We start from the raw sequence: 18,118 nt of genomic DNA, 5'->3' as shown, positions 1-18,118 counted from the left end.
TGACAGGTTTAAAAAGGGAATAATTATCTTAAATCATCTATTTTCTGAGGGGCAGGTGATCATTGTCCTATAAAACCAAGATGTGACAAGTCCAAGTATAATAGCCCTCATGGCTAATCTTTCCCTGATTGTTGCCGTGGCACATCGCCGCGTCATCGGACTAAATAACACCTTGCCCTGGCATTTGCCGGAAGATCTTAAACGTTTCCGTGCATTAACGACGGGTCATCATATCATTATGGGCCGTAAGACTTATGAATCGCTGAACCGCTTGTTGCCGGACCGAACCACTGTCATTGTGACACGTAACCAGCATTATGCGGTGCCTGGTGCTCTGATCGCCAGTAGCCTGGAGCAGGCCATTGAGTTTACTGCCATGGCGGATGACGACGAAGCGTTCCTGATTGGAGGGGCTGAGTTATACCAGGAGGGATTGAGGCTTGCAGACCGGCTTTATATTACAGAGATAGATGCCGAGTTTGCTGGCGACGCTTTTTTACCGGAATTTGACTTGCAGGAGTGGCAGGAAACAGGGCGTGAGGAATTGATCAGTGCCAAGGGGTTGCCATTCCGTTACCTGACTTACGAACGCAAGGCATAGCACATAGCATGCAATCATCTGCTGGGCCTGCAGAATCAGTCTGCAGGCCCAGCTTCAGGCATCAGTGGGCGACACAGTCAACGTAATAATGCGCCTTGCCATCCACGATTTCTTTCACCAGGCCATGGACATCTGTCTCAAACCCTGGGAAATGCTCGTTGAAGTCACGGGCAAAGCGCAGGTAGTTGATGATGACCTGGTTGAAACGCTCCCCAGGAATCAACAATGGAATGCCAGGGGGGTAGGGTGTCAGCAGCACGGCTGTGATGCGACCTTCCAGCTCATCTATCAGTACGCGCTCTATCTTACGGTGCGCGACTTTTGCGAAAGCATCAGTTGGCTTCATGGCTGGCACCATGTTGGACAGGTACATTTCGGTTGTGAGACGCGCCACATCATTGGCTTTGTAAACTTCATGGATTTGCGTGCATAAATCCCTGAGACCCATACGCTCATACCGGGAGTGCTTCCCTACGAATTCAGGCAGTACCTTCCACAATGGCTGATTCTTGTCGTAATCGTCCTTGAATTGCTGCAAGGCAGTTACCATGGTATTCCAGCGACCCTTGGTAATGCCGATAGTGAACATGATGAAGAATGAGTAGAGACCGGTTTTCTCCACGATCACGCCATGCTCTGCCAGGTACTTGGTGACGATGGCAGCGGGAATGCCGATGTCGTCAGAGAATGCGCCGTCTACATCCAGCCCTGGCGTGATGATGGTAGCCTTGATCGGGTCGAGCATATTGAAACCTTCGGCAAGATTGCCGAAACCGTGCCAGCGTTCACCGGCCTTCAACATCCAGGCAGCGCGTTCTTCAATGCCTTCTTCGGAAAGGTCATCCGGCCCCCAGACTTTAAACCACCAGTCACTGCCCCATTCCTCGTCTACCTTGCGCATGGCACGGCGGAAATCCAGCGCTTCCATGATGGATTCCTCCACCAGGGCTGTGCCGCCCGGGGCTTCCATCATGGCAGCGGCAACATCACAGCTGGCAATGATGGAATATTGCGGGCTGGTCGAGGTGTGCATCAGGTAGGCCTCATTGAAGAGGTCACGATCCAGCTGGATATCCTGCGCATCCTGCACCAATATCTGCGAGGCCTGGCTCAGGCCAGCCAACAGTTTGTGGGTGGACTGGGTGGAGAACACCATGGATTCCTTGCAGCGCGGTCGGTCGGCGCCAATGGCGTGATAATCGCCATAGAAATCATGGAAGGTGGCGTGTGGCAGCCAGGCTTCATCAAAATGCAGGGTGTCGATCTTGCCATCCAGCATTTCCTTGATTTCCTCGACGTTGTAAAGCACGCCATCGTAGGTGGACTGTGTGATGGTCAATACGCGAGGCTTGACAGTTTTGTCGCCAATAAAAGGGTTGGCTTCCAGTTTTTTCTGAATGTTTTCCCAGGAAAACTCTTCTTTCGGGATGGGGCCGATGATGCCGAAATGGTTGCGGGTTGGCATCAGGAAGATCGGGATAGCCCCGGTCATGATGATGGAGTGCAATACCGATTTGTGACAGTTACGATCCACAATGACCACATCACCCGGAGCAACTGTGGAATTCCATACTATCTTGTTTGAAGTGGAGGTGCCGTTGGTGACGAAGTAGAGATGGTCACAATTGAAAATGCGTGCCGCATTGCGTTCGGAAGCAGCTACTGGACCAGTATGGTCAAGCAACTGGCCAAGCTCATCTACGGCGTTACAAACGTCGGCACGCAACATGTTTTCGCCGAAGAATTGGTGGAACATCTGACCAACAGGTGACTTGAGGAAAGCCACACCTCCGGAATGCCCAGGACAGTGCCAGGAATATGAACCATCTGCTGCATAGTGAGTGAGCGCACGGAAGAACGGCGGTGGCAGGCTGTCCAGATAGGTGCGGGCTTCACGCACAATATAGCGTGCGACGAACTCGGGCGTATCCTCGAACATGTGAATGAAACCATTCAGTTCACGCAGGATTTCGTTGGGGATATGGCGTGATGTGCGGGTTTCACCATGCAGGAAGATGGGAATTTCCTCATTGCGGAAACGAATTTCATCAACGAAATTGCGCAGGTTCTCCAGCGCTTCCGGCGATTCTTCGATGAATTCTTCATCATCTATCGACAGAATGAATGCCGATGCGCGGCTTTGTTGCTGGGCAAACGACGTCAGGTCACCATAACTGGTGACACCCAGTACCTCAAAACCTTCATCTTCAATAGCTTTGGCCAGGACACGGATGCCCAGGCCGGAAGAATTTTCTGAGCGGAAATCTTCGTCAATAATGACGACTGGAAAGCGAAATTTCATGAGGCCTCCTGAAGGCTGCCTGGATTTAAAAAAAGCGCAATATAGCACACCAGATCGTAATTAATACGATCATGTTTTCAGATAGATGGTCAGATTTTTGGCAGAGTTACACCTATCTGCCCTTGGTACTTGCCATTCCTGTCTTTATAGGATGTTTCGCATACCTCATCTGATTCAAAGAACAATACCTGGGCACAGCCTTCTCCCGCATAAATTTTTGCTGGCAGGGGAGTCGTATTGCTGAATTCCAGTGTGACATATCCTTCCCATTCAGGTTCAAATGGTGTGACATTGACGATAATGCCGCAGCGCGCATAGGTGGATTTTCCCAGACAGACCGTGAGCACACTGCGCGGAATACGGAAATATTCCACTGTGCGTGCCAATGCGAAGGAGTTGGGAGGGATGATACAAAAGTCATTCTTGAATTCAACAAACGAGTTAGGATCAAAATTCTTCGGGTCAACAATGGTGCTGTTGATGTTGGTGAAGACCTTGAATTCATCAGCGCAGCGAATATCGTAGCCATAGCTGGATGTGCCGTAGGACACGATTTTCTGGCCGTGCACTTCGCGCACCAGGTTGGGTTCAAATGGCTCGATCATGCCATGCTGCTCAGCCATACGGCGTATCCACTTATCGGATTTGATGCTCATGTAATATTCTTCCGCTAGAAAGACAAAAAGCGAAGTTGACGGGATGACTGGCCATGATGACCAGTCATCCCGCGCACAACGCTTGAATCAGAGGTATAGAGGTTTATGCCTGTTTATCGCCGCCCAGCTGGATGCTGTAGCGCCAGAACTGGTCTTCGTGTTCGAAAATCACTCTGGATGCTTCCGGATCGCTGCTGCCTGCCGGGTACTGGTGTACAGGATTGCGATCCTTGGACCATGCCTCAATGACTGGGTCCACCAGGCGCCATTGCGCTTCCACTTCGCTAATATGCAGATAATGCGAGTTGTCGCCTTCCATCAGGTTCAGCAACAGGGCTTCATAAGCATCAATGGTTTCATCGCCTTCCTGACGGTTGGCGCCATCCAGCTCAATCGAGCGGGTGGCAACATCCAGTCCTGGAATCTTGGACTGGATTTCCAGTTTGATGCATTCACGCGGCTGAATACCGATGATCAGCCAGTTCTGTTCTTGTCCCTTACCCAGTTGCAGCGGCGCTTTCTTGAAGCGGATGGCAATACGGGTATCTGCCTCATGCAGGCGCTTGGCAGTACGGATATAGAACGGGACACCTTGCCAGCGTGGATTGTCGATGAACAGTTTGAGCGCAGCATAGGTTTCTACCACGCTGCTGCTGTCGCCAAGCTCTTCCAGATAGCCGGGGACTTGCTCACCCTTGACTTCGCCCGCTGAATATTGCGCACGGAAGGCGTTCTTTTCCAGTTGATCAACCGGAATAGGGCGGATGGCTTCCAACACCTTGATTTTTTCGGCGCGAACGTCATCGGGACTCAGGGATGCGGGTTGCTCCATCGCAGTCAGTGCCAGTGTTTGCAACACGTGGCTCTGGATCATGTCGCGCAATGCGCCCGTGGCATCATAGAACTGGGTGCGCTCACCGACGCCTAGTTGCTCGGTATTGGTGATCTGCACATGGTCAATGTACTGATTGTTCCACAATGGCTCAAGGATGGTATTGGCAAAGCGTTGCAACATGATGTTCTGCAGCGCGGATTTGCCAAGATAATGGTCAATACGATAGACCTGGCTTTCCTTGAGGTGCTTGGTGATCGAGGATTGCAATTCCTGGGCGGACTTGAGATCTGTGCCAAATGGCTTCTCGACCACGACACGGCGCCAGTATTTATCTTCCTTGGTCAGGCCTACGCCAGCCAGCTGATCCACAATGGTAGCGAAATCAGAAGGGCGCACGGACAGGAAGAAGGCCAGATTCTGCGGGAAAATGGCTTCATTGGACAATGTTTCTTTCATGCGAGTGAAAGAAGTAGCGTCATCAGGTGGATTGGCATGATAGTGATGACGCTCGATAAAGCGCTTGAACACTGCCTGGTCATAGCCTTTGGGGAACTTGGCATCCAGCATGCTCTTGATGTCGGCCAGCCAGTCCTCGCGGGAAACCTGGCCACGACCTACGGACAGAATTGCCATATTTTCAGGCAAGCGACCGGCCTGATCCAGTCGGAACAAACCGGGCATGAGTTTGATGCGGGACAGGTTGCCGCTGGCGCCAAACAGTACAAGGGTACAAGGGTCGATGACTTTCATTCAGTGTTCTCTAATCAAGTTGATTGCAGATGATTGAAGGCAAGCCGTGAGCGGCTTGCCCGTTCAAGTTTACTTGGTTTTTACTGCGTGGCCACCAAACGCATTGCGCATCAGGGAAAGCAGTTTGTAGCTATAACCCTTGGAGTCCTGGCTTCTGAAACGTGCCTGCAATGCCACGGTCAACACTGGGGCTGCCACACCTTGATCTACTGCCTCGACAACCGTCCAGCGGCCTTCGCCTGAGTCTGCCACGTATGGAACAATGGTAGCGAGTTCCTGATCATGAGCCAAGGCTTCAGCAGTCAGGTCAAGCAGCCAGCTGCGGACAACGGAACCATGACGCCAGAGTTCAGTAATCTGTGCGAGGTCGAGGCCAAACTCTTCCTTGCCCTTGAGCAGATCCAAGCCTTCTGCAAATGCCTGCATCATGCCGTATTCAATACCGTTGTGTATCATTTTGGTGAAGTGGCCTGAACCAACAGGGCCTACGTGTGCCCAGCCGCGATCTTCGTGTGTCAGTGCCTTGGCAATCGGAGCAATGATATCAGCAGCTTCCTTGGCACCACCGTACATCAGGCAGTAACCGTTTTCCAGACCCCAGATACCGCCGGATGTGCCACAGTCGATGAAATGGATACCCTGTTCTGCCAGCCATGCCCCACGGCGTTGGCTGTGCTTGTAGTTTGAGTTACCGCCGTCAACGATGATATCGCCCTTGTTGAGCAGGGGAACCAGATCCTTGATCTGGTTTTCAGTGATTTCGCCACTAGGCAGCATGAGCCAAACGATTTTCTGGGGTTCGCCCGAAAGCTTGGCAACAGCATCTTCTACAGAAGTAGCCGGGATCATGCCATTGGTCAGAGAAATTTGGTTAACGGTATCCTCGTTGAAATCGAAGCCAACGACTTCAATACCGTGTTTCAGCAGGCGGCGAGTCATGTTGCCACCCATTTTTCCTAGACCTATCATTGCAAGTTTCATTGATTTTTCCTTGATGAGGAGAATGCCATCTTCCTTTTGGGTAAGACTTTTGGGGTAAGATGAACCTAGTTGATAATTAAGATCAGCATATAGCTAGGCAATTATAACGTGAAGGTTTTATATCATGCAAAATACAACGCAATCTTTGGTAGTTAATAATCAGGTCAGCCGCTGGCAAGTGTTTACTGCACAGGAGGCCTTGAATGAACGTGCTGTTCGGCATATTGAAGAAGCTGCCCGGAATGCGATCGCTAGGCAAGGCAGTTTCAGCATTGTGTTGGCAGGTGGCAGCACGCCTAAAAGCGTCTATCAGCTGCTGCCGGGAATAGAAACTGACTGGGGAAAATGGCATGTGTACTATGGCGATGACCGTTGCCTGCCACCAGAGCATGAAGAGCGTAATAGCCTGATGGCGCATGAGGCCTGGCTCAAGCATGTGGCGATTCCTGCGGCACAGGTCCACGATATCCCGGCTGAGCAAGGGCCTGAGGCAGCAGCGCAGGCATATAACCAGATACTTCAGAATGCCGGGGAGTTTGACCTTGTGTTGCTCGGATTGGGAGAGGATGGACATACTGCCAGCTTGTTCCCCGGACATATCTGGGATGACAATCAAGCTGCGGTACCCGTTTTCGGGGCCCCCAAGCCACCGCCTGAGCGTGTGTCCATCAGTGCCGGACGCTTGAGTCAGGCCAGAGAAGTGGTGTTTTTCGTGACAGGGGCAGGGAAGCAGGAAGCTGTGGATAACTGGCGTCGTGGTGAAGCAATTCCTGCCAGCCTGATCAAGCCGACAAATGGGGTGGACATTTTTATTTTCGGCGTCAACCTGTAATCGGCAATCGAGTCTCTATCTTGAGGCTCGATTGCCCTGTAAGTACTAGGTTTTCTCGATGACGATATTCGGGAACTTGCTACTGTGATCCCGACCGAGTGCTGCAACCTTGACCGCAGCACGCCGGGCGATGGATTTGTAAATACCGGCAATCTGCCCGGATGGGTCGGCCACGACAGTAGGCCTGCCGCTGTCGGTTTCTTCACGGATACGGATATCAAGCGGCAAGCTGCCCAGTAACTCCGTATCATAGTCAGCACACATTTTGGCGGCTCCACCGGAGCCGAAAATATGTTCCTCATGACCGCATTGTGAACAGATATGCGTGCTCATGTTTTCCACAATGCCGAGGATGGGAATGTTGACCTTCTCGAACATTTTCAATCCCTTGCGTGCATCCAGCAATGCAATATCCTGCGGTGTGGTAACAATAATGGCGCCTGTGACAGGCACTTTCTGCGAAAGTGTCAATTGGATATCCCCTGTGCCTGGGGGTAGGTCAACGATGAGGTAGTCCAGATCTTGCCAGCGTGTATCACGCAATAGCTGTTCCATGGCACCGACGACCATGGGGCCGCGCCAGACCATGGGGGTGTCCATATCGATCAAGAAGCCGATGGACATGGCCTGGACACCATAATGTTCCAGTGGCGTCATGGTCTTGCCATCTGTGCTTTCGGGCTTACCATGAATGCCCAGCATGTGTGGCTGCGACGGGCCGTAGATATCGGCATCCAATATGCCGACGCGAGCGCCTTCTTCTGCCAGGGCCAATGCCAGGTTGACGGCAGTCGTGGATTTACCGACCCCACCCTTGCCTGAGGCAACGGCAATGATATTTTTGACATTGGGAATCAGTTGCACCCCAGGCTGCACTCTATGGGAAACAATGCGGCTGGTGATACCAACAGACACGTTGCCTACATCAGGCAGTGTCTTGAGGGCTGCTATGATTTGTGTCCGGAGGTCGTTCAGGATGCTGTTGGCGGGATAGTCCAGTACGATATCAATGGCGACATGGTTATCGTTGATCGTGATCTGTCGCACTGATTTACTGCTGACAAAATCCTTACCGGTATTGAGGTCTATGACAGTACGGAGCACGTCCTGTACCTGAAGTTCGGTAAGTGGCATGAAGAAGTCTTTCTGTTAATTTCGTAAGAAGGCATTCTAGCGCAAGCGGATTGCTTATGTGAAACCGTGTCAGTTTGCTAGAATGCTGAATTCTTTATGTCGCCTTGTTGATCATCATGTCTGGAAATCCCGTTTCGAATGCATCACGCAAAATACTGGTCACGTCTGCACTCCCTTATGCCAATGGCAGTATTCACCTTGGACACATGGTGGAATATGTCCAGACAGATGTATGGGTGCGTTTCCAGAAAATGCAGGGGCATACTGTCCATTATGTATGTGCAGATGATACCCATGGCACGCCTATCATGCTCCGCGCCGAGAAAGAGGGAGTTACACCGGAAACGCTGATCGAACGGGTGCATGCGGAGCATTACACGGATTTCAGTGATTTTCTCGTGCAGTTTGATAACTATTACTCGACAAATTCCGAGGAAAATCGTGAGTTGTCAGGCCGAATCTATCGTGAACTGGAGTCCAATGACAAGATTGCGGTGCGCACGATTGAGCAATACTACGATCCGGTCAAGAACATGTTCCTGCCAGACCGGTTTATCAAAGGCGAGTGCCCCAAGTGTCATACCAAGGATCAGTATGGCGATTCCTGCGAATCCTGTGGCACGACTTACAGCCCGACCGAATTGATTAACCCGTATTCTGCAGTATCAGGCGCTACGCCGGTACGCAAGGAAACTGAGCATTACTTCTTCAAGCTAAGCGAATGCGAAGATTTCCTCAAGGAGTGGACGCGTTCAGGTACTTTGCAGCAGGAAGCTGCCAACAAAATGGGTGAATGGTTTGCCTCCGGCCTTTCGGATTGGGATATCTCACGCGATGCGCCGTATTTCGGTTTTGAGATTCCAGGTGCGCCAGGCAAGTATTTCTATGTCTGGCTGGATGCACCTATTGGCTATATGGCGAGTTTCAAGAACCTTGCTGCGCGTGAAGGGCTGGATTTTGATGAGTACTGGAACGCTGATAGCCAGACTGAGCTTTATCATTTTATCGGCAAGGATATTCTGTATTTTCATGCCTTGTTCTGGCCTGCAACCTTGAAATTCTCAGGGCATCGCCAGCCGACGAAGATTTTTGCACATGGCTTCCTGACCGTGAACGGCGAGAAAATGTCCAAGTCTCGAGGTACATTCATTACAGCGCGCAGCTACCTTGAACATGTAAAGAATCCGGAATATCTGCGTTATTACTACGCTGCCAAGCTCAATGGCACCATGGAGGATATCGACCTCAACCTTGAAGACTTCATGGCCCGTGTCAACAGCGACCTGGTCGGTAAGTACATTAACATTGCCAGCCGTACTGCCGGGTTTATTGCCAAGCGGTTTGATGGAGTGCTGGCTGAGGTTGTGGACAATCCTGTGATTGCTGAGTTGCGGAATGCGGCAGAGAGTATTCGTGAAAGTTTCGATAAACGGGATACTGCACGTGCCTTACGCGATATTATGGCCCTGGCCGACAAAGCCAATGCATACGTCGCTGAAAATGCTCCCTGGGAGATGGCAAAGCAACCGGAGAAAAACACTGCCTTGCACGAGGTATGTACTGCGTCGCTGGAAATGTTCCGTTTACTGACCTTGTACCTCAAGCCTGTACTACCCAAATTGGCGCAATCTATCGAGATATTCCTCAATATTGAACCACTGGCCTGGCGCGATATTGCGCAGCCACTGGCTGCCGGACACAGGATTGAGGCTTACCAGCATTTGATTACCCGTGTTGATCCCAAGCAGATCGAAGCCATGGTCGAAGCAAACAAGGAGTCCCTGCAGGCAACCGCGGCTCCTGCCGAGCCTGCACAGCCAGCGCCGGAAGAGGCCAGTTATATTTCCATTGACGATTTCACCAAGGTAGACCTGCGCATTGCTCGTATTGCCAATGCCGAGCATGTGGAAGGCGCAGAAAAATTATTGCGCCTGACATTGGATATTGGTGAAGAAAAACCGCGTCAGGTGTTTGCTGGTATCAAGGCTGCCTATGATCCTGAAAGCCTGAAAGGGCGATTGACGGTAATGGTTGCCAACCTTGCACCGCGCAAGATGAAATTTGGCTTGTCAGAAGGCATGGTGCTGGCAGCCAGTGATGAGCGTGGGGGGCCATTTATTCTTTCCCCTGATAGCGGCGCGCAGCCTGGGATGCGGGTTAAATAAACCTCGCTCGCTGAGCCTATAAAACAAAAAGCCCCTGAAAAGGGGCTTTTTGCATCATCAGTACAGTGAGTCTCTATTTCTTGTCTGCTTTGGCGGCTTTCTCTGCCTTGCCCTTGCTCACTGATATTTCTCCACGCAGCTTGTCTATACTCTTCTTGCCAAATCCTTTGACATTGCCCAGGTCGTCCACTGATTTGAAGTCGCCATTGGCTTTGCGGTATTCCACAATGGCTTGTGCTTTCGCAGGCCCAACTCCTTTGATGGATTCCAACTCAGTGGCAGAGGCAGTATTGAGGTCTACCGCCGCCATGACATTCAGTGAAACTCCTAACACCATTACAATAGCCAGAAACAATGCTTTAATCATGATTTTCTCCCATTATAACAATTGGTTAATTGATATTGTTTTACTTTTTCTGATACGGGCAAGTGGAGCATATGCCTGACAATAACCAGAGGTCAATAGGTGAAAATCACGACGATGATGTGAAAAAACGACTAAATTTCTTGAATGGAGGCGCTGATATTCTGCAGTGCTACCAAGGGATCACCTGCCTGGGTAATTGGCCGCCCGATGACCAGGTAACTCGACCCTGACGCCAATGCCTGGGCAGGGGTGGCCACCCGGGACTGGTCATCCAGGCTGGCATCAGCCGGACGGATGCCGGGTGTTACCAGGCAAAAATCCGTGCCCAGTGCCTGGCGTAATGCTGGTGCTTCCTGCGCGGAGCAGACAACACCGTCAAGCCCGGCTTGCTGTGTCAGTCGAGCCAGTCGTAATACGTGTTGTTCAACAGGTGTATCAATCCCTAGTTGCGACAGACCTGTCTGGTTCATACTGGTGAGTACCGTGACTGCAATCAATAATGGAGAGTGACCACTGCGTGCCACGCCTTCACGGGCAGCTACCATCATGTCGCTGCCACCAGATGCATGTACATTCAGCATCCATACGCCCAGTTTGCTTGCGGCTTCACAAGCCTTGGCAACTGTAGTGGGAATATCATGAAACTTGAGGTCCAGAAATACCCCAAAATTACGCTCTACCAGCTTCTCCACCAATTGCGGACCTGCTGCAGTGAACAATTCTTTCCCTACTTTCAGTCTGCACAAGGCAGGGTCAAGCTGTTGCGCAAGGGCGAGAGCGCCAGCGGCATTCGCATAGTCTAGGGCGACGATAATCTTGGGGTCATTCATACAGCTGCTTCTTTGGTTTCAGGTGATAGGGATTCCCAGGCATTGCATGCCGGGCATTGCCAGTGGAAATTGCGGGCGCGGAAACCGCACTGGTCACAGTAATGTGCACTGCGGTTACCAATGGCATAACGCACAGTTTGCTGCATGAGCAGAGCATCTTGCTGATTGGCACTTTCCAGCATGGATTGCGCGCGCAGGAACTGGTCCAGTGTCTGCAGGCTGGGTTTGCGCTGCAGTTCCTCACGAGCGAGTTCTTCAGCGCTGGCAGGGCCTTCCTCGCTGAGGGTGGTTTCATAGACCAGGTTCAGTATGGAGGCAAGTTTATATGATTGCAGGTAACCTTTGAGCAGGACGATGCCTTCCTCCAACTTGCCTAGCGTCTTGTAACTATTGAGTAATTTTGGCGCAACCAGGCCAAGATATTCAGGCTGCTGGAACTCGATACGCTTCCAGAAGGAGATAGCCAGCTTATGATTGCCGCTGCCAGCTTCCAGATCTCCCAGCATGATGTTGGCACGTACGCAGCGTTTGTCAGCTTCAATCGCTGTATCCAGGGCGTGCCGCGCGCTATGGGCATCGTGTTCGAGTATGGCCTGCATGGCAATTTCACAGTGAAATTGTGCTACTTCCTTGCGGAAAGAAATGCCGGACAATCGTTCCAGTTCAGTTGCACTCTTGATGGCGCGATTCCATTCACGTTCACGGATATAGATTTCCAGCAGTGCACGCAAGGCAGTTTGCTTGTAGCGGCTGTCATGCAGTGAAGTAAATAATTCTTCTGCACGATCAAAAAGGCCTGCCTTGAGATAATCCTGTGCCAGCTCAGCCATGACAGCCTGTTTCTGCTGGTCTGGCAGTTCTTTGCGTTCCAGCAGGTTCAGGTGTAGGTGAATGGCGCGATCCATTTCGCCACGGCGACGGAACAGGCTGCCCAATGCAAAATGCAATTCCATGGAGTCAGCATTGGCTTGAACAGCTTCTATGAAAGCTTCGATTGCCTTGTCATGTTGATCACTGATAAGAAAATTCAGCCCCTTGAAATAAGCGGCAGGCAGTGCTGTAGATTCTGTCAGAAGTTGGTTGATATCCACTCGGGCAGCCAGCCAGCCGAGTGTAAAGAAGAGGGGGAGGGCAAGCAGCCACCAGTATTCAAATTCCATGATTTATTTCCATCCCTGTCTCAGTGCGGCAGACATTCTGTCCGGGCAGGCGTGACAAGGAGCATCCTTATCATTTGTTCAGTTTCAGGTTCTTGATTTCTTTTTCCAGCACCAGCAGTTTGCGACGTTGACTGATCAGGGAGCCGACGCAGGCAATGATGCCTGCAATAATGCCGCTGAAAAAGGTAATGAGCAGCATCAGGGAAAGAGGAGCTTTCCATGAATAACCAAGATAATAAACAAGTTCAACCGGTTCAGAGTTCTTGAAGGCAAAACCCAGCAACAGAATGAACAACAGGACGCCAAGTATTGTATATAAGGTACGCATATTGTGATTCTACCCAAGCACTGCAGAAAACGCACAATATCTGTCGCAAAAAATAAAAAAAGCGGCAGTATCGTTCAGATACAGCCGCTTCTTTTTAGCGCAGTATGATTAACTGGTGCTACCGTCTACGCGTTCACGTAGCTCTTTGCCTGCCTTGAAGTGAGGTACATGTTTCTCAGGTACCTGTACTTTGTCGCCAGTCTTGGGGTTACGCCCTAGTCGCGGTGGACGGTAGTTCAAGCTGAAGCTACCGAAACCACGAATTTCGATACGTTCACCAGACGCAAGGTTATCCGTCATTGAGTCAAGAATAGCCTTGACGGAAAGTTCTGCGTCCTTGACGACCAGTTGCGGAAAGCGCGCAGCCAGGTTGGCAATCAACTCCGATTTGGTCATGACACTATGGCCTTACTCGTTGTTTTTGCCGTCAAGCTTGGCTTTCAGCAACGCACCAAGATTGGTAGTGCCAGCAGAACCGGCATCATTGCTGAATTTCTGCAGAGCATCAGCTTCGTCAGCAAGATCCTTGGCCTTGATGGACAGGGCGATAGAACGGTTCTTGCGGTCGATGTTAGTGATGCGAGCTTCAACTTCGTCACCTTCCTTGAGAATGGTAGAAATATCTTCTACCTTGTCGCGGGAAGCTTCAGAAGAGCGCAGGTAGCCTTCAACTTCGTTGTCCAAGGCAATGACGGCACCCTTGGCTTCAACAGACTTGACGGTACCCTTAACAATAGCGCCCTTGTCATTCAGTGCTGCATACGCGCTGAACGGATCGCTGTCGAGTTGCTTGACACCCAGAGAGATACGTTCTTTTTCAACGTCGATGCTGAGTACCACTGCTTCGAGTTCATCACCCTTCTTGAAGTTGCGGATAGCTTCTTCGCCAGTCTGGTTCCAGGACAGGTCGGACAAGTGAACCAGGCCATCAATACCACCAGGCAGACCGATGAATACACCGAAATCAGTAATGGACTTGATCTGGCCGCTGACCTTGTCACCCTTCTTGTGGGAGGCTGCAAAGTCATCCCATGGGTTTGCCTGGCATTGCTTCATGCCCAGGGACAGGCGACGACGGTCTTCGTCGATCTCAAGAATCATGACTTCTACTTCGTCACCCAGTTGGGCGATCTTGGCAGGGTGAACGTTCTTGTTGGTCCAGTCCATTTCGGACACGTGTACCAAGCCTTCGATACCTGGTTCGATTTCAACGAATGCACCGTAGTCGGTCAGGTTGGTTACCTTGCCGAACAGGCGTGTGCTAACTGGATAGCGGCGATCCAGCGCAACCCAAGGATCATCACCCAGTTGCTTGATGCCCAGAGAAACACGGTTCTTTTCTTGATCAAACTTGAGGATCTTGGCTTCAACTTCCTCACCAACAGTCAGCACTTCGGATGGGTGCTTGACGCGGCGCCATGCCAGGTCAGTGATATGCAGCAGGCCGTCGATACCACCGAGGTCAACGAATGCACCGTAATCGGTAATGTTCTTGACGATACCCTTGACTACTGCACCTTCCTTCAGGGATTCAAGCAATGCTTCGCGGTCAGCGCCCATGGTTTCTTCCAGTACGGCACGACGGGAAACCACTACGTTGTTACGCTTGCGATCCAGCTTGATGACCTTGAAGTCCCACTCCTTGTTTTCGAATGGAGTAGTGTCCTTGACAGGGCGCAGATCAACCAGGGAGCCTGGCAGGAAGGCGCGGATGCTGTTGACCATGACAGTCAGACCACCCTTGACACGGCCATTGACCATACCCTTGATGATGCGGGAGTCGTTCATTGCTTCTTCCAGGTCTTGCCATGCAGCCAGGCGTTTAGCCTTCTCGCGTGACAGTCTGGTGGAACCATAACCATCTTCCAGGGATTCGATGCAGACTTTGACAAAGTCACCTGCATTAACTTCGAGTTCACCGCGGTCATTACGGAATTCGGAGGTGGGGATTACGCTTTCCGACTTCAGGCCGGCATTGACGATCACAAAGTCATCATCAACAGAAACAACTTCAGCGGTAATCACTTCGCCGGAACGCATTTCCTGGCGGGCAAGGCTTTCCTCGAACAGGGCGGCAAAACTTTCCATGGAGGAGGTTGTGGTTGAAAGGTTAGTCATTAAAAAAATACCCAATAATCCCGCCGTGCAGCGGGTCAAATTAAAAAAACCATGAACTGAAGCAGTTCACGGTGCTCTTACTACAAAAACTGATTGTCGGATCGGCTGTATTCCAATATAGCCTGAACAGCTTGATCTATGCTGAGCTGGCTGGTTTCAAGCAACCGCGCATTGGCACTTTGCAGCAATGGCGCAGCGCTTCGTTGGCTGTCCCTTGCATCACGGGCTTGCAGATCCTGCAATATTTCCGCGAGATTAGCATGGATTCCTTTTTCCATCAACTGTTTATAACGCCTTTCCGCCCTGATCTCAGCGCTGGCTGTCAGGAATATCTTGGTTTGCGCATCCGGGAATACTACGGTGGCCATATCCCGGCCATCGGCAACCAAGCCAGGCAATTGACGGAAACCTTGCTGTAGGCTGAGTAAGGCACGGCGCAAGGCAGGATGAACCGCAACTTCTGAGGCGCCACGGCTGATTTCTTCGGTACGTATCGCTTCGGTGATGATAGCGCCGTTCAGGTAGATTTCACCTTGTGAAAAGCGAATGTCCAGGTCATGAACCATATGCACCAGGGCAGTTTCATCCTGCCAGTTGATGCCACGTTGCAGCGCGGCGAGGGCGGCAATGCGGTAAATGGCACCTGAGTCCAGGTAGTGGTAGCCCAGTACATGGGCGACGCGTTGGGCTACAGTCCCTTTGCCGGATGCGGATGGACCATCAATGGCGATAACAGGAATGACTGAAGGTGCTGACATATTCAATGGTTCTGGGCAAAGTGGATGTTACGCATGCAGCAAGGTGCCGATACGGGTAAAGTAATCTGGAAATGTCTTGGCAACGCAATTGGGGTCGTTGATGATGACGGGCACCCCACCTAATGCTACCAGGGAGAAACACATGGCCATCCTGTGGTCGTCATAAGTATCAATGCAGGCATTGGGAATGAGCTGTGCAGTAGGGCTGATATGCAGATAATCACTACCTTCTTCCACGATGGCACCTACTTTCCTCAATTCGGTTGCCATGGCGCTCAAGCGGTCTGTTTCCTTGACGCGCCAGCTGGCGATATTGCGCAGCGTGCTGGGGCCATCGGCAAATAATGCGAGGATGGCCAGGGTCATGGCTGCATCCGGAATGTGGTTGCAATCCATATCCAGTGCCTTGAGCCTGCCAGCCTGGGCGCTGACTTCTATCCAGTTGTCACTTGTGGTGACCGTGGCTCCCATTAACTCGAGTGCCTCAACAAAACGCACATCCCCCTGGATACTGTCACGACCTACACCTTCCACCCTGACCGGGCCCTGGCCGATGGCGCCAGCGGCAAGGAAGTACGAGGCGGATGATGCATCGCCTTCCACATGGATCTGGCCGGGGCTTTGATAAGCACTATGTGCGGGGATCGTGAATGCATTCCACTCTTCCCGCTGTACCTTGACGCCAAAACGCGCCATGAGATTAAGTGTGATTTCGATATAGGGCTTGGAAATCAGTTCACTGATCACTTCAATCCGTGCTTCACGTCCTGTCAGGGGTAAGGCCATCAGCAAGGCGGTGAGGAACTGGCTGGACACATCGCCACGTACGCGGATAGGCTGGCCGGTATCCAATTGTGCTGGATGTATCTGCAGGGGAGGGAACCCCGGGTTCTGCAAGTATTCGATGGCAGCGCCGGCGGCGTTCAGCGCATCGACCAGGTCGCCAATCGGGCGTTCATGCATACGGGCAATACCGGATAGCTGATAGTGTCCTTGTGATAGCGCCAGGGCTGCGGTCAGCGGGCGAAAGGCAGTGCCGGCATTACCCAGGAACAAATCAGCTTCTCGTACCGGAAACTGGCCGTTGGCGCCATGCACTTTCCATTGGTTTGAGCTGGTTTCCTCCAGTGTGATACCAAGTACGCGCAGTGCTTCCAGCATGCGCAAGGTGTCGTCAGACGCCAGCAACTCATGGATATCGGTTTCACCTTGTGCCAACGCGGCAAGCAATAGGGTGCGGTTGGAAATGCTCTTGGAGCCAGGTAGCTTGACGGTGCCGTGCGCATGTTGCGCAGCTGCTAGGGTCAAGGTCTCCATATTCAGTTTTTCCTCAATGTATTGACTTGTTGTTGTGCCCAGTCATTGCGCGCGTGGCTGGCTTTTTCAAACAATGCCAGTAAGTTTTCGCCATCTTTCTGCTCCAGGCTGGAACGCAGGCGGGAGAGCGCATGTTGATAATGGTCCAGTTCCTGTAACAGGGCACTTCGGTTGGCCAGGCTGATATCGCGCCACATTTCCGGCGAGCTGCCTGCAATACGGGTGAAGTCGCGAAAGCCACTGGCAGCAAATGCAAAGAACTGCTCTGCATTTGGTCTGGCAGCCAGTTCATCAACGAGAGCAAACGCCAGCAAATGGGGCAGGTGGCTGACTGCTGCAAAAATAGTGTCGTGCGTGGCAGCATCCATTTCCCGGACGACAGCACCGGTACTCAGCCATAGGTTGCGTATTGTGTTGATTGCATCCGGATCGGTATGTGCGTCCGGTGTGAGTACGACATTCTTGCCTTGGTACAGGCTGGCTTGTGCTGCAGTCGGGCCACTTTTTTCCGCGCCGGCAATGGGATGACCGGGCACAAAACGGGCTGATGCCTTGCCTAGGATGAGATGGGCCTGCGCAGCAATATCAGCCTTGGTGCTGCCAGCATCGGTCACGACGGTATGGCTGCCGAGATAAGGGGCAATACTGTGCAGGATGGGAACAATCTGGGCCACTGGGGTGGCGATCATGATGACGTCCGCTGTGCTGGCGGATAATGCGATGTCATGGGATACAGCGTCAATGAGACCCAGGTTCAATGCTTCTTGCAGGCTGTCACCTGTGCGCCCGACACCTGTCACACGCCAGCCAGCCTGCGCCGATTTGAGCGCAAGCGCAAGCGAGCCACCGATCAGGCCAACGCCAAAAACAAGCAGGTTTTTCAAGGTGAATTCAGGTGCAGGGTTAAAAGCGTGATTGTAACACGTTAGCCATGCCTGGCTGGGAGGTGAAAGCAAACGCAGCGTTTTGTATCAAGGCAGAAAT

The 18,118-nt window shown here is 51.8% G+C and carries 17 protein-coding genes; 3 read left to right on the top strand and 14 right to left on the bottom strand.

The genetic code is table 11. The features are described 5' to 3' along the window. Positions 1-109 precede the first annotated feature (109 nt). Positions 110-601: a dihydrofolate reductase gene (locus CHB59_RS04415; RefSeq protein ID WP_089375025.1), complete on the top strand. Its 492-nt coding sequence runs from the start codon at positions 110-112 to the stop codon at positions 599-601. Positions 602-662: 61 nt separating this feature from the next. Here CHB59_RS04415 and CHB59_RS04410 read toward each other — a convergent pair whose 3' ends face one another. From CHB59_RS04410 to gnd, 4 genes are all read right to left on the bottom strand, one after another. After that, a complete protein-coding gene (locus CHB59_RS04410; protein WP_089375024.1) occupies positions 663-2,903 on the bottom strand; it encodes an arginine/lysine/ornithine decarboxylase in 2,241 nt (746 codons plus the stop codon). Between the two features lie 89 nt (positions 2,904-2,992). Further along, complete coding sequence (dcd, locus tag CHB59_RS04405) at positions 2,993-3,559, bottom strand: dCTP deaminase (protein ID WP_089375023.1); 567 nt, start codon at positions 3,557-3,559, stop codon at positions 2,993-2,995. Between the two features lie 103 nt (positions 3,560-3,662). Next, a complete protein-coding gene (zwf, locus tag CHB59_RS04400; protein ID WP_089375022.1) occupies positions 3,663-5,144 on the bottom strand; it encodes a glucose-6-phosphate dehydrogenase in 1,482 nt (493 codons plus the stop codon). A gap of 69 nt (positions 5,145-5,213) precedes the next feature. Then, on the bottom strand, positions 5,214-6,125 hold the full coding sequence (gene gnd / locus CHB59_RS04395) for a phosphogluconate dehydrogenase (NAD(+)-dependent, decarboxylating) (protein ID WP_089375021.1): 912 nt from the start codon (positions 6,123-6,125) through the stop codon (positions 5,214-5,216). A gap of 124 nt (positions 6,126-6,249) precedes the next feature. On the opposite strand from gnd, the gene pgl reads away from it, so the two are divergent. Continuing rightward, positions 6,250-6,957 (top strand): 6-phosphogluconolactonase, encoded by a 708-nt coding sequence (gene pgl, locus CHB59_RS04390; protein WP_089375020.1) that lies wholly within the window; start codon positions 6,250-6,252, stop codon positions 6,955-6,957. Between the two features lie 45 nt (positions 6,958-7,002). Here pgl and apbC read toward each other — a convergent pair whose 3' ends face one another. Beyond that, positions 7,003-8,091: an iron-sulfur cluster carrier protein ApbC gene (apbC, locus tag CHB59_RS04385; RefSeq protein ID WP_089375019.1), complete on the bottom strand. Its 1,089-nt coding sequence runs from the start codon at positions 8,089-8,091 to the stop codon at positions 7,003-7,005. A 116-nt stretch (positions 8,092-8,207) separates the two neighbouring features. On the opposite strand from apbC, the gene metG reads away from it, so the two are divergent. Further along, entirely contained in the window at positions 8,208-10,256 is a 2,049-nt protein-coding gene (gene metG, locus CHB59_RS04380; RefSeq protein WP_089375018.1) for a methionine--tRNA ligase, read from the top strand. Between the two features lie 73 nt (positions 10,257-10,329). Here metG and CHB59_RS04375 read toward each other — a convergent pair whose 3' ends face one another. The 9 genes from CHB59_RS04375 to CHB59_RS04335 form a co-directional block, all read right to left on the bottom strand. Then, positions 10,330-10,623 (bottom strand): ComEA family DNA-binding protein, encoded by a 294-nt coding sequence (locus tag CHB59_RS04375; RefSeq protein WP_179212072.1) that lies wholly within the window; start codon positions 10,621-10,623, stop codon positions 10,330-10,332. Positions 10,624-10,754: 131 nt separating this feature from the next. Continuing rightward, a complete protein-coding gene (gene pyrF / locus CHB59_RS04370; protein ID WP_089375017.1) occupies positions 10,755-11,453 on the bottom strand; it encodes an orotidine-5'-phosphate decarboxylase in 699 nt (232 codons plus the stop codon). Then, positions 11,450-12,613 carry a lipopolysaccharide assembly protein LapB gene (gene lapB, locus CHB59_RS04365; RefSeq protein WP_179212071.1) on the bottom strand — a complete coding sequence of 388 codons (1,164 nt, stop codon included), beginning with the start codon at positions 12,611-12,613 and terminating at the stop codon, positions 11,450-11,452. Before lapB ends, pyrF begins: the two co-directional genes overlap by 4 nt. Positions 12,614-12,683: 70 nt before the next feature. After that, complete coding sequence (locus CHB59_RS04360) at positions 12,684-12,941, bottom strand: lipopolysaccharide assembly protein LapA domain-containing protein (RefSeq protein ID WP_089375015.1); 258 nt, start codon at positions 12,939-12,941, stop codon at positions 12,684-12,686. Between the two features lie 108 nt (positions 12,942-13,049). Continuing rightward, positions 13,050-13,337: an integration host factor subunit beta gene (locus tag CHB59_RS04355; protein WP_089375014.1), complete on the bottom strand. Its 288-nt coding sequence runs from the start codon at positions 13,335-13,337 to the stop codon at positions 13,050-13,052. A gap of 12 nt (positions 13,338-13,349) precedes the next feature. Further along, a complete protein-coding gene (gene rpsA / locus CHB59_RS04350) occupies positions 13,350-15,029 on the bottom strand; it encodes a 30S ribosomal protein S1 (protein ID WP_218816210.1) in 1,680 nt (559 codons plus the stop codon). 110 nt (positions 15,030-15,139) lie between these two features. Beyond that, the gene (gene cmk, locus CHB59_RS04345) at positions 15,140-15,817 is read right to left on the bottom strand and encodes a (d)CMP kinase (protein WP_089375012.1); all 678 of its coding nucleotides are present in this window, start codon (positions 15,815-15,817) and stop codon (positions 15,140-15,142) included. A 27-nt stretch (positions 15,818-15,844) separates the two neighbouring features. After that, positions 15,845-17,134 carry a 3-phosphoshikimate 1-carboxyvinyltransferase gene (gene aroA, locus CHB59_RS04340; protein WP_089375011.1) on the bottom strand — a complete coding sequence of 430 codons (1,290 nt, stop codon included), beginning with the start codon at positions 17,132-17,134 and terminating at the stop codon, positions 15,845-15,847. Positions 17,135-17,136: 2 nt separating this feature from the next. Beyond that, positions 17,137-18,018 carry a prephenate dehydrogenase gene (locus CHB59_RS04335; protein WP_089375010.1) on the bottom strand — a complete coding sequence of 294 codons (882 nt, stop codon included), beginning with the start codon at positions 18,016-18,018 and terminating at the stop codon, positions 17,137-17,139. Positions 18,019-18,118: the final 100 nt, after the last annotated feature.

Source organism: Methylobacillus rhizosphaerae, assembly GCF_900187985.1.
Taxonomy (GTDB): domain Bacteria; phylum Pseudomonadota; class Gammaproteobacteria; order Burkholderiales; family Methylophilaceae; genus Methylobacillus; species Methylobacillus rhizosphaerae.
This window is presented reverse-complemented; position numbering and strand designations above follow the sequence as displayed.

Excerpts from the sequence above, each read along its gene's own strand:
- dcd (WP_089375023.1), bottom strand. The coding sequence starts at position 3,559 with ATGAGCATCAAATCCGATAAGTGGATACGCCGTATGGCTGAGCAGCAT.
- cmk (WP_089375012.1), bottom strand. The coding sequence starts at position 15,817 with ATGTCAGCACCTTCAGTCATTCCTGTTATCGCCATTGATGGTCCATCC.
- rpsA (WP_218816210.1), bottom strand. The coding sequence starts at position 15,029 with ATGGAAAGTTTTGCCGCCCTGTTCGAGGAAAGCCTTGCCCGCCAGGAA.
- gnd (WP_089375021.1), bottom strand. The coding sequence starts at position 6,125 with ATGAAACTTGCAATGATAGGTCTAGGAAAAATGGGTGGCAACATGACT.
- zwf (WP_089375022.1), bottom strand. The coding sequence starts at position 5,144 with ATGAAAGTCATCGACCCTTGTACCCTTGTACTGTTTGGCGCCAGCGGC.
- aroA (WP_089375011.1), bottom strand. The coding sequence starts at position 17,134 with ATGGAGACCTTGACCCTAGCAGCTGCGCAACATGCGCACGGCACCGTC.
- lapB (WP_179212071.1), bottom strand. The coding sequence starts at position 12,613 with ATGGAATTTGAATACTGGTGGCTGCTTGCCCTCCCCCTCTTCTTTACA.
- pgl (WP_089375020.1), top strand. The coding sequence starts at position 6,250 with ATGCAAAATACAACGCAATCTTTGGTAGTTAATAATCAGGTCAGCCGC.
- pyrF (WP_089375017.1), bottom strand. The coding sequence starts at position 11,453 with ATGAATGACCCCAAGATTATCGTCGCCCTAGACTATGCGAATGCCGCT.
- apbC (WP_089375019.1), bottom strand. The coding sequence starts at position 8,091 with ATGCCACTTACCGAACTTCAGGTACAGGACGTGCTCCGTACTGTCATA.
- CHB59_RS04410 (WP_089375024.1), bottom strand. The coding sequence starts at position 2,903 with ATGAAATTTCGCTTTCCAGTCGTCATTATTGACGAAGATTTCCGCTCA.
- metG (WP_089375018.1), top strand. The coding sequence starts at position 8,208 with ATGTCTGGAAATCCCGTTTCGAATGCATCACGCAAAATACTGGTCACG.
- CHB59_RS04415 (WP_089375025.1), top strand. The coding sequence starts at position 110 with ATGGCTAATCTTTCCCTGATTGTTGCCGTGGCACATCGCCGCGTCATC.
- CHB59_RS04360 (WP_089375015.1), bottom strand. The coding sequence starts at position 12,941 with ATGCGTACCTTATATACAATACTTGGCGTCCTGTTGTTCATTCTGTTG.
- CHB59_RS04355 (WP_089375014.1), bottom strand. The coding sequence starts at position 13,337 with ATGACCAAATCGGAGTTGATTGCCAACCTGGCTGCGCGCTTTCCGCAA.
- CHB59_RS04375 (WP_179212072.1), bottom strand. The coding sequence starts at position 10,623 with ATGATTAAAGCATTGTTTCTGGCTATTGTAATGGTGTTAGGAGTTTCA.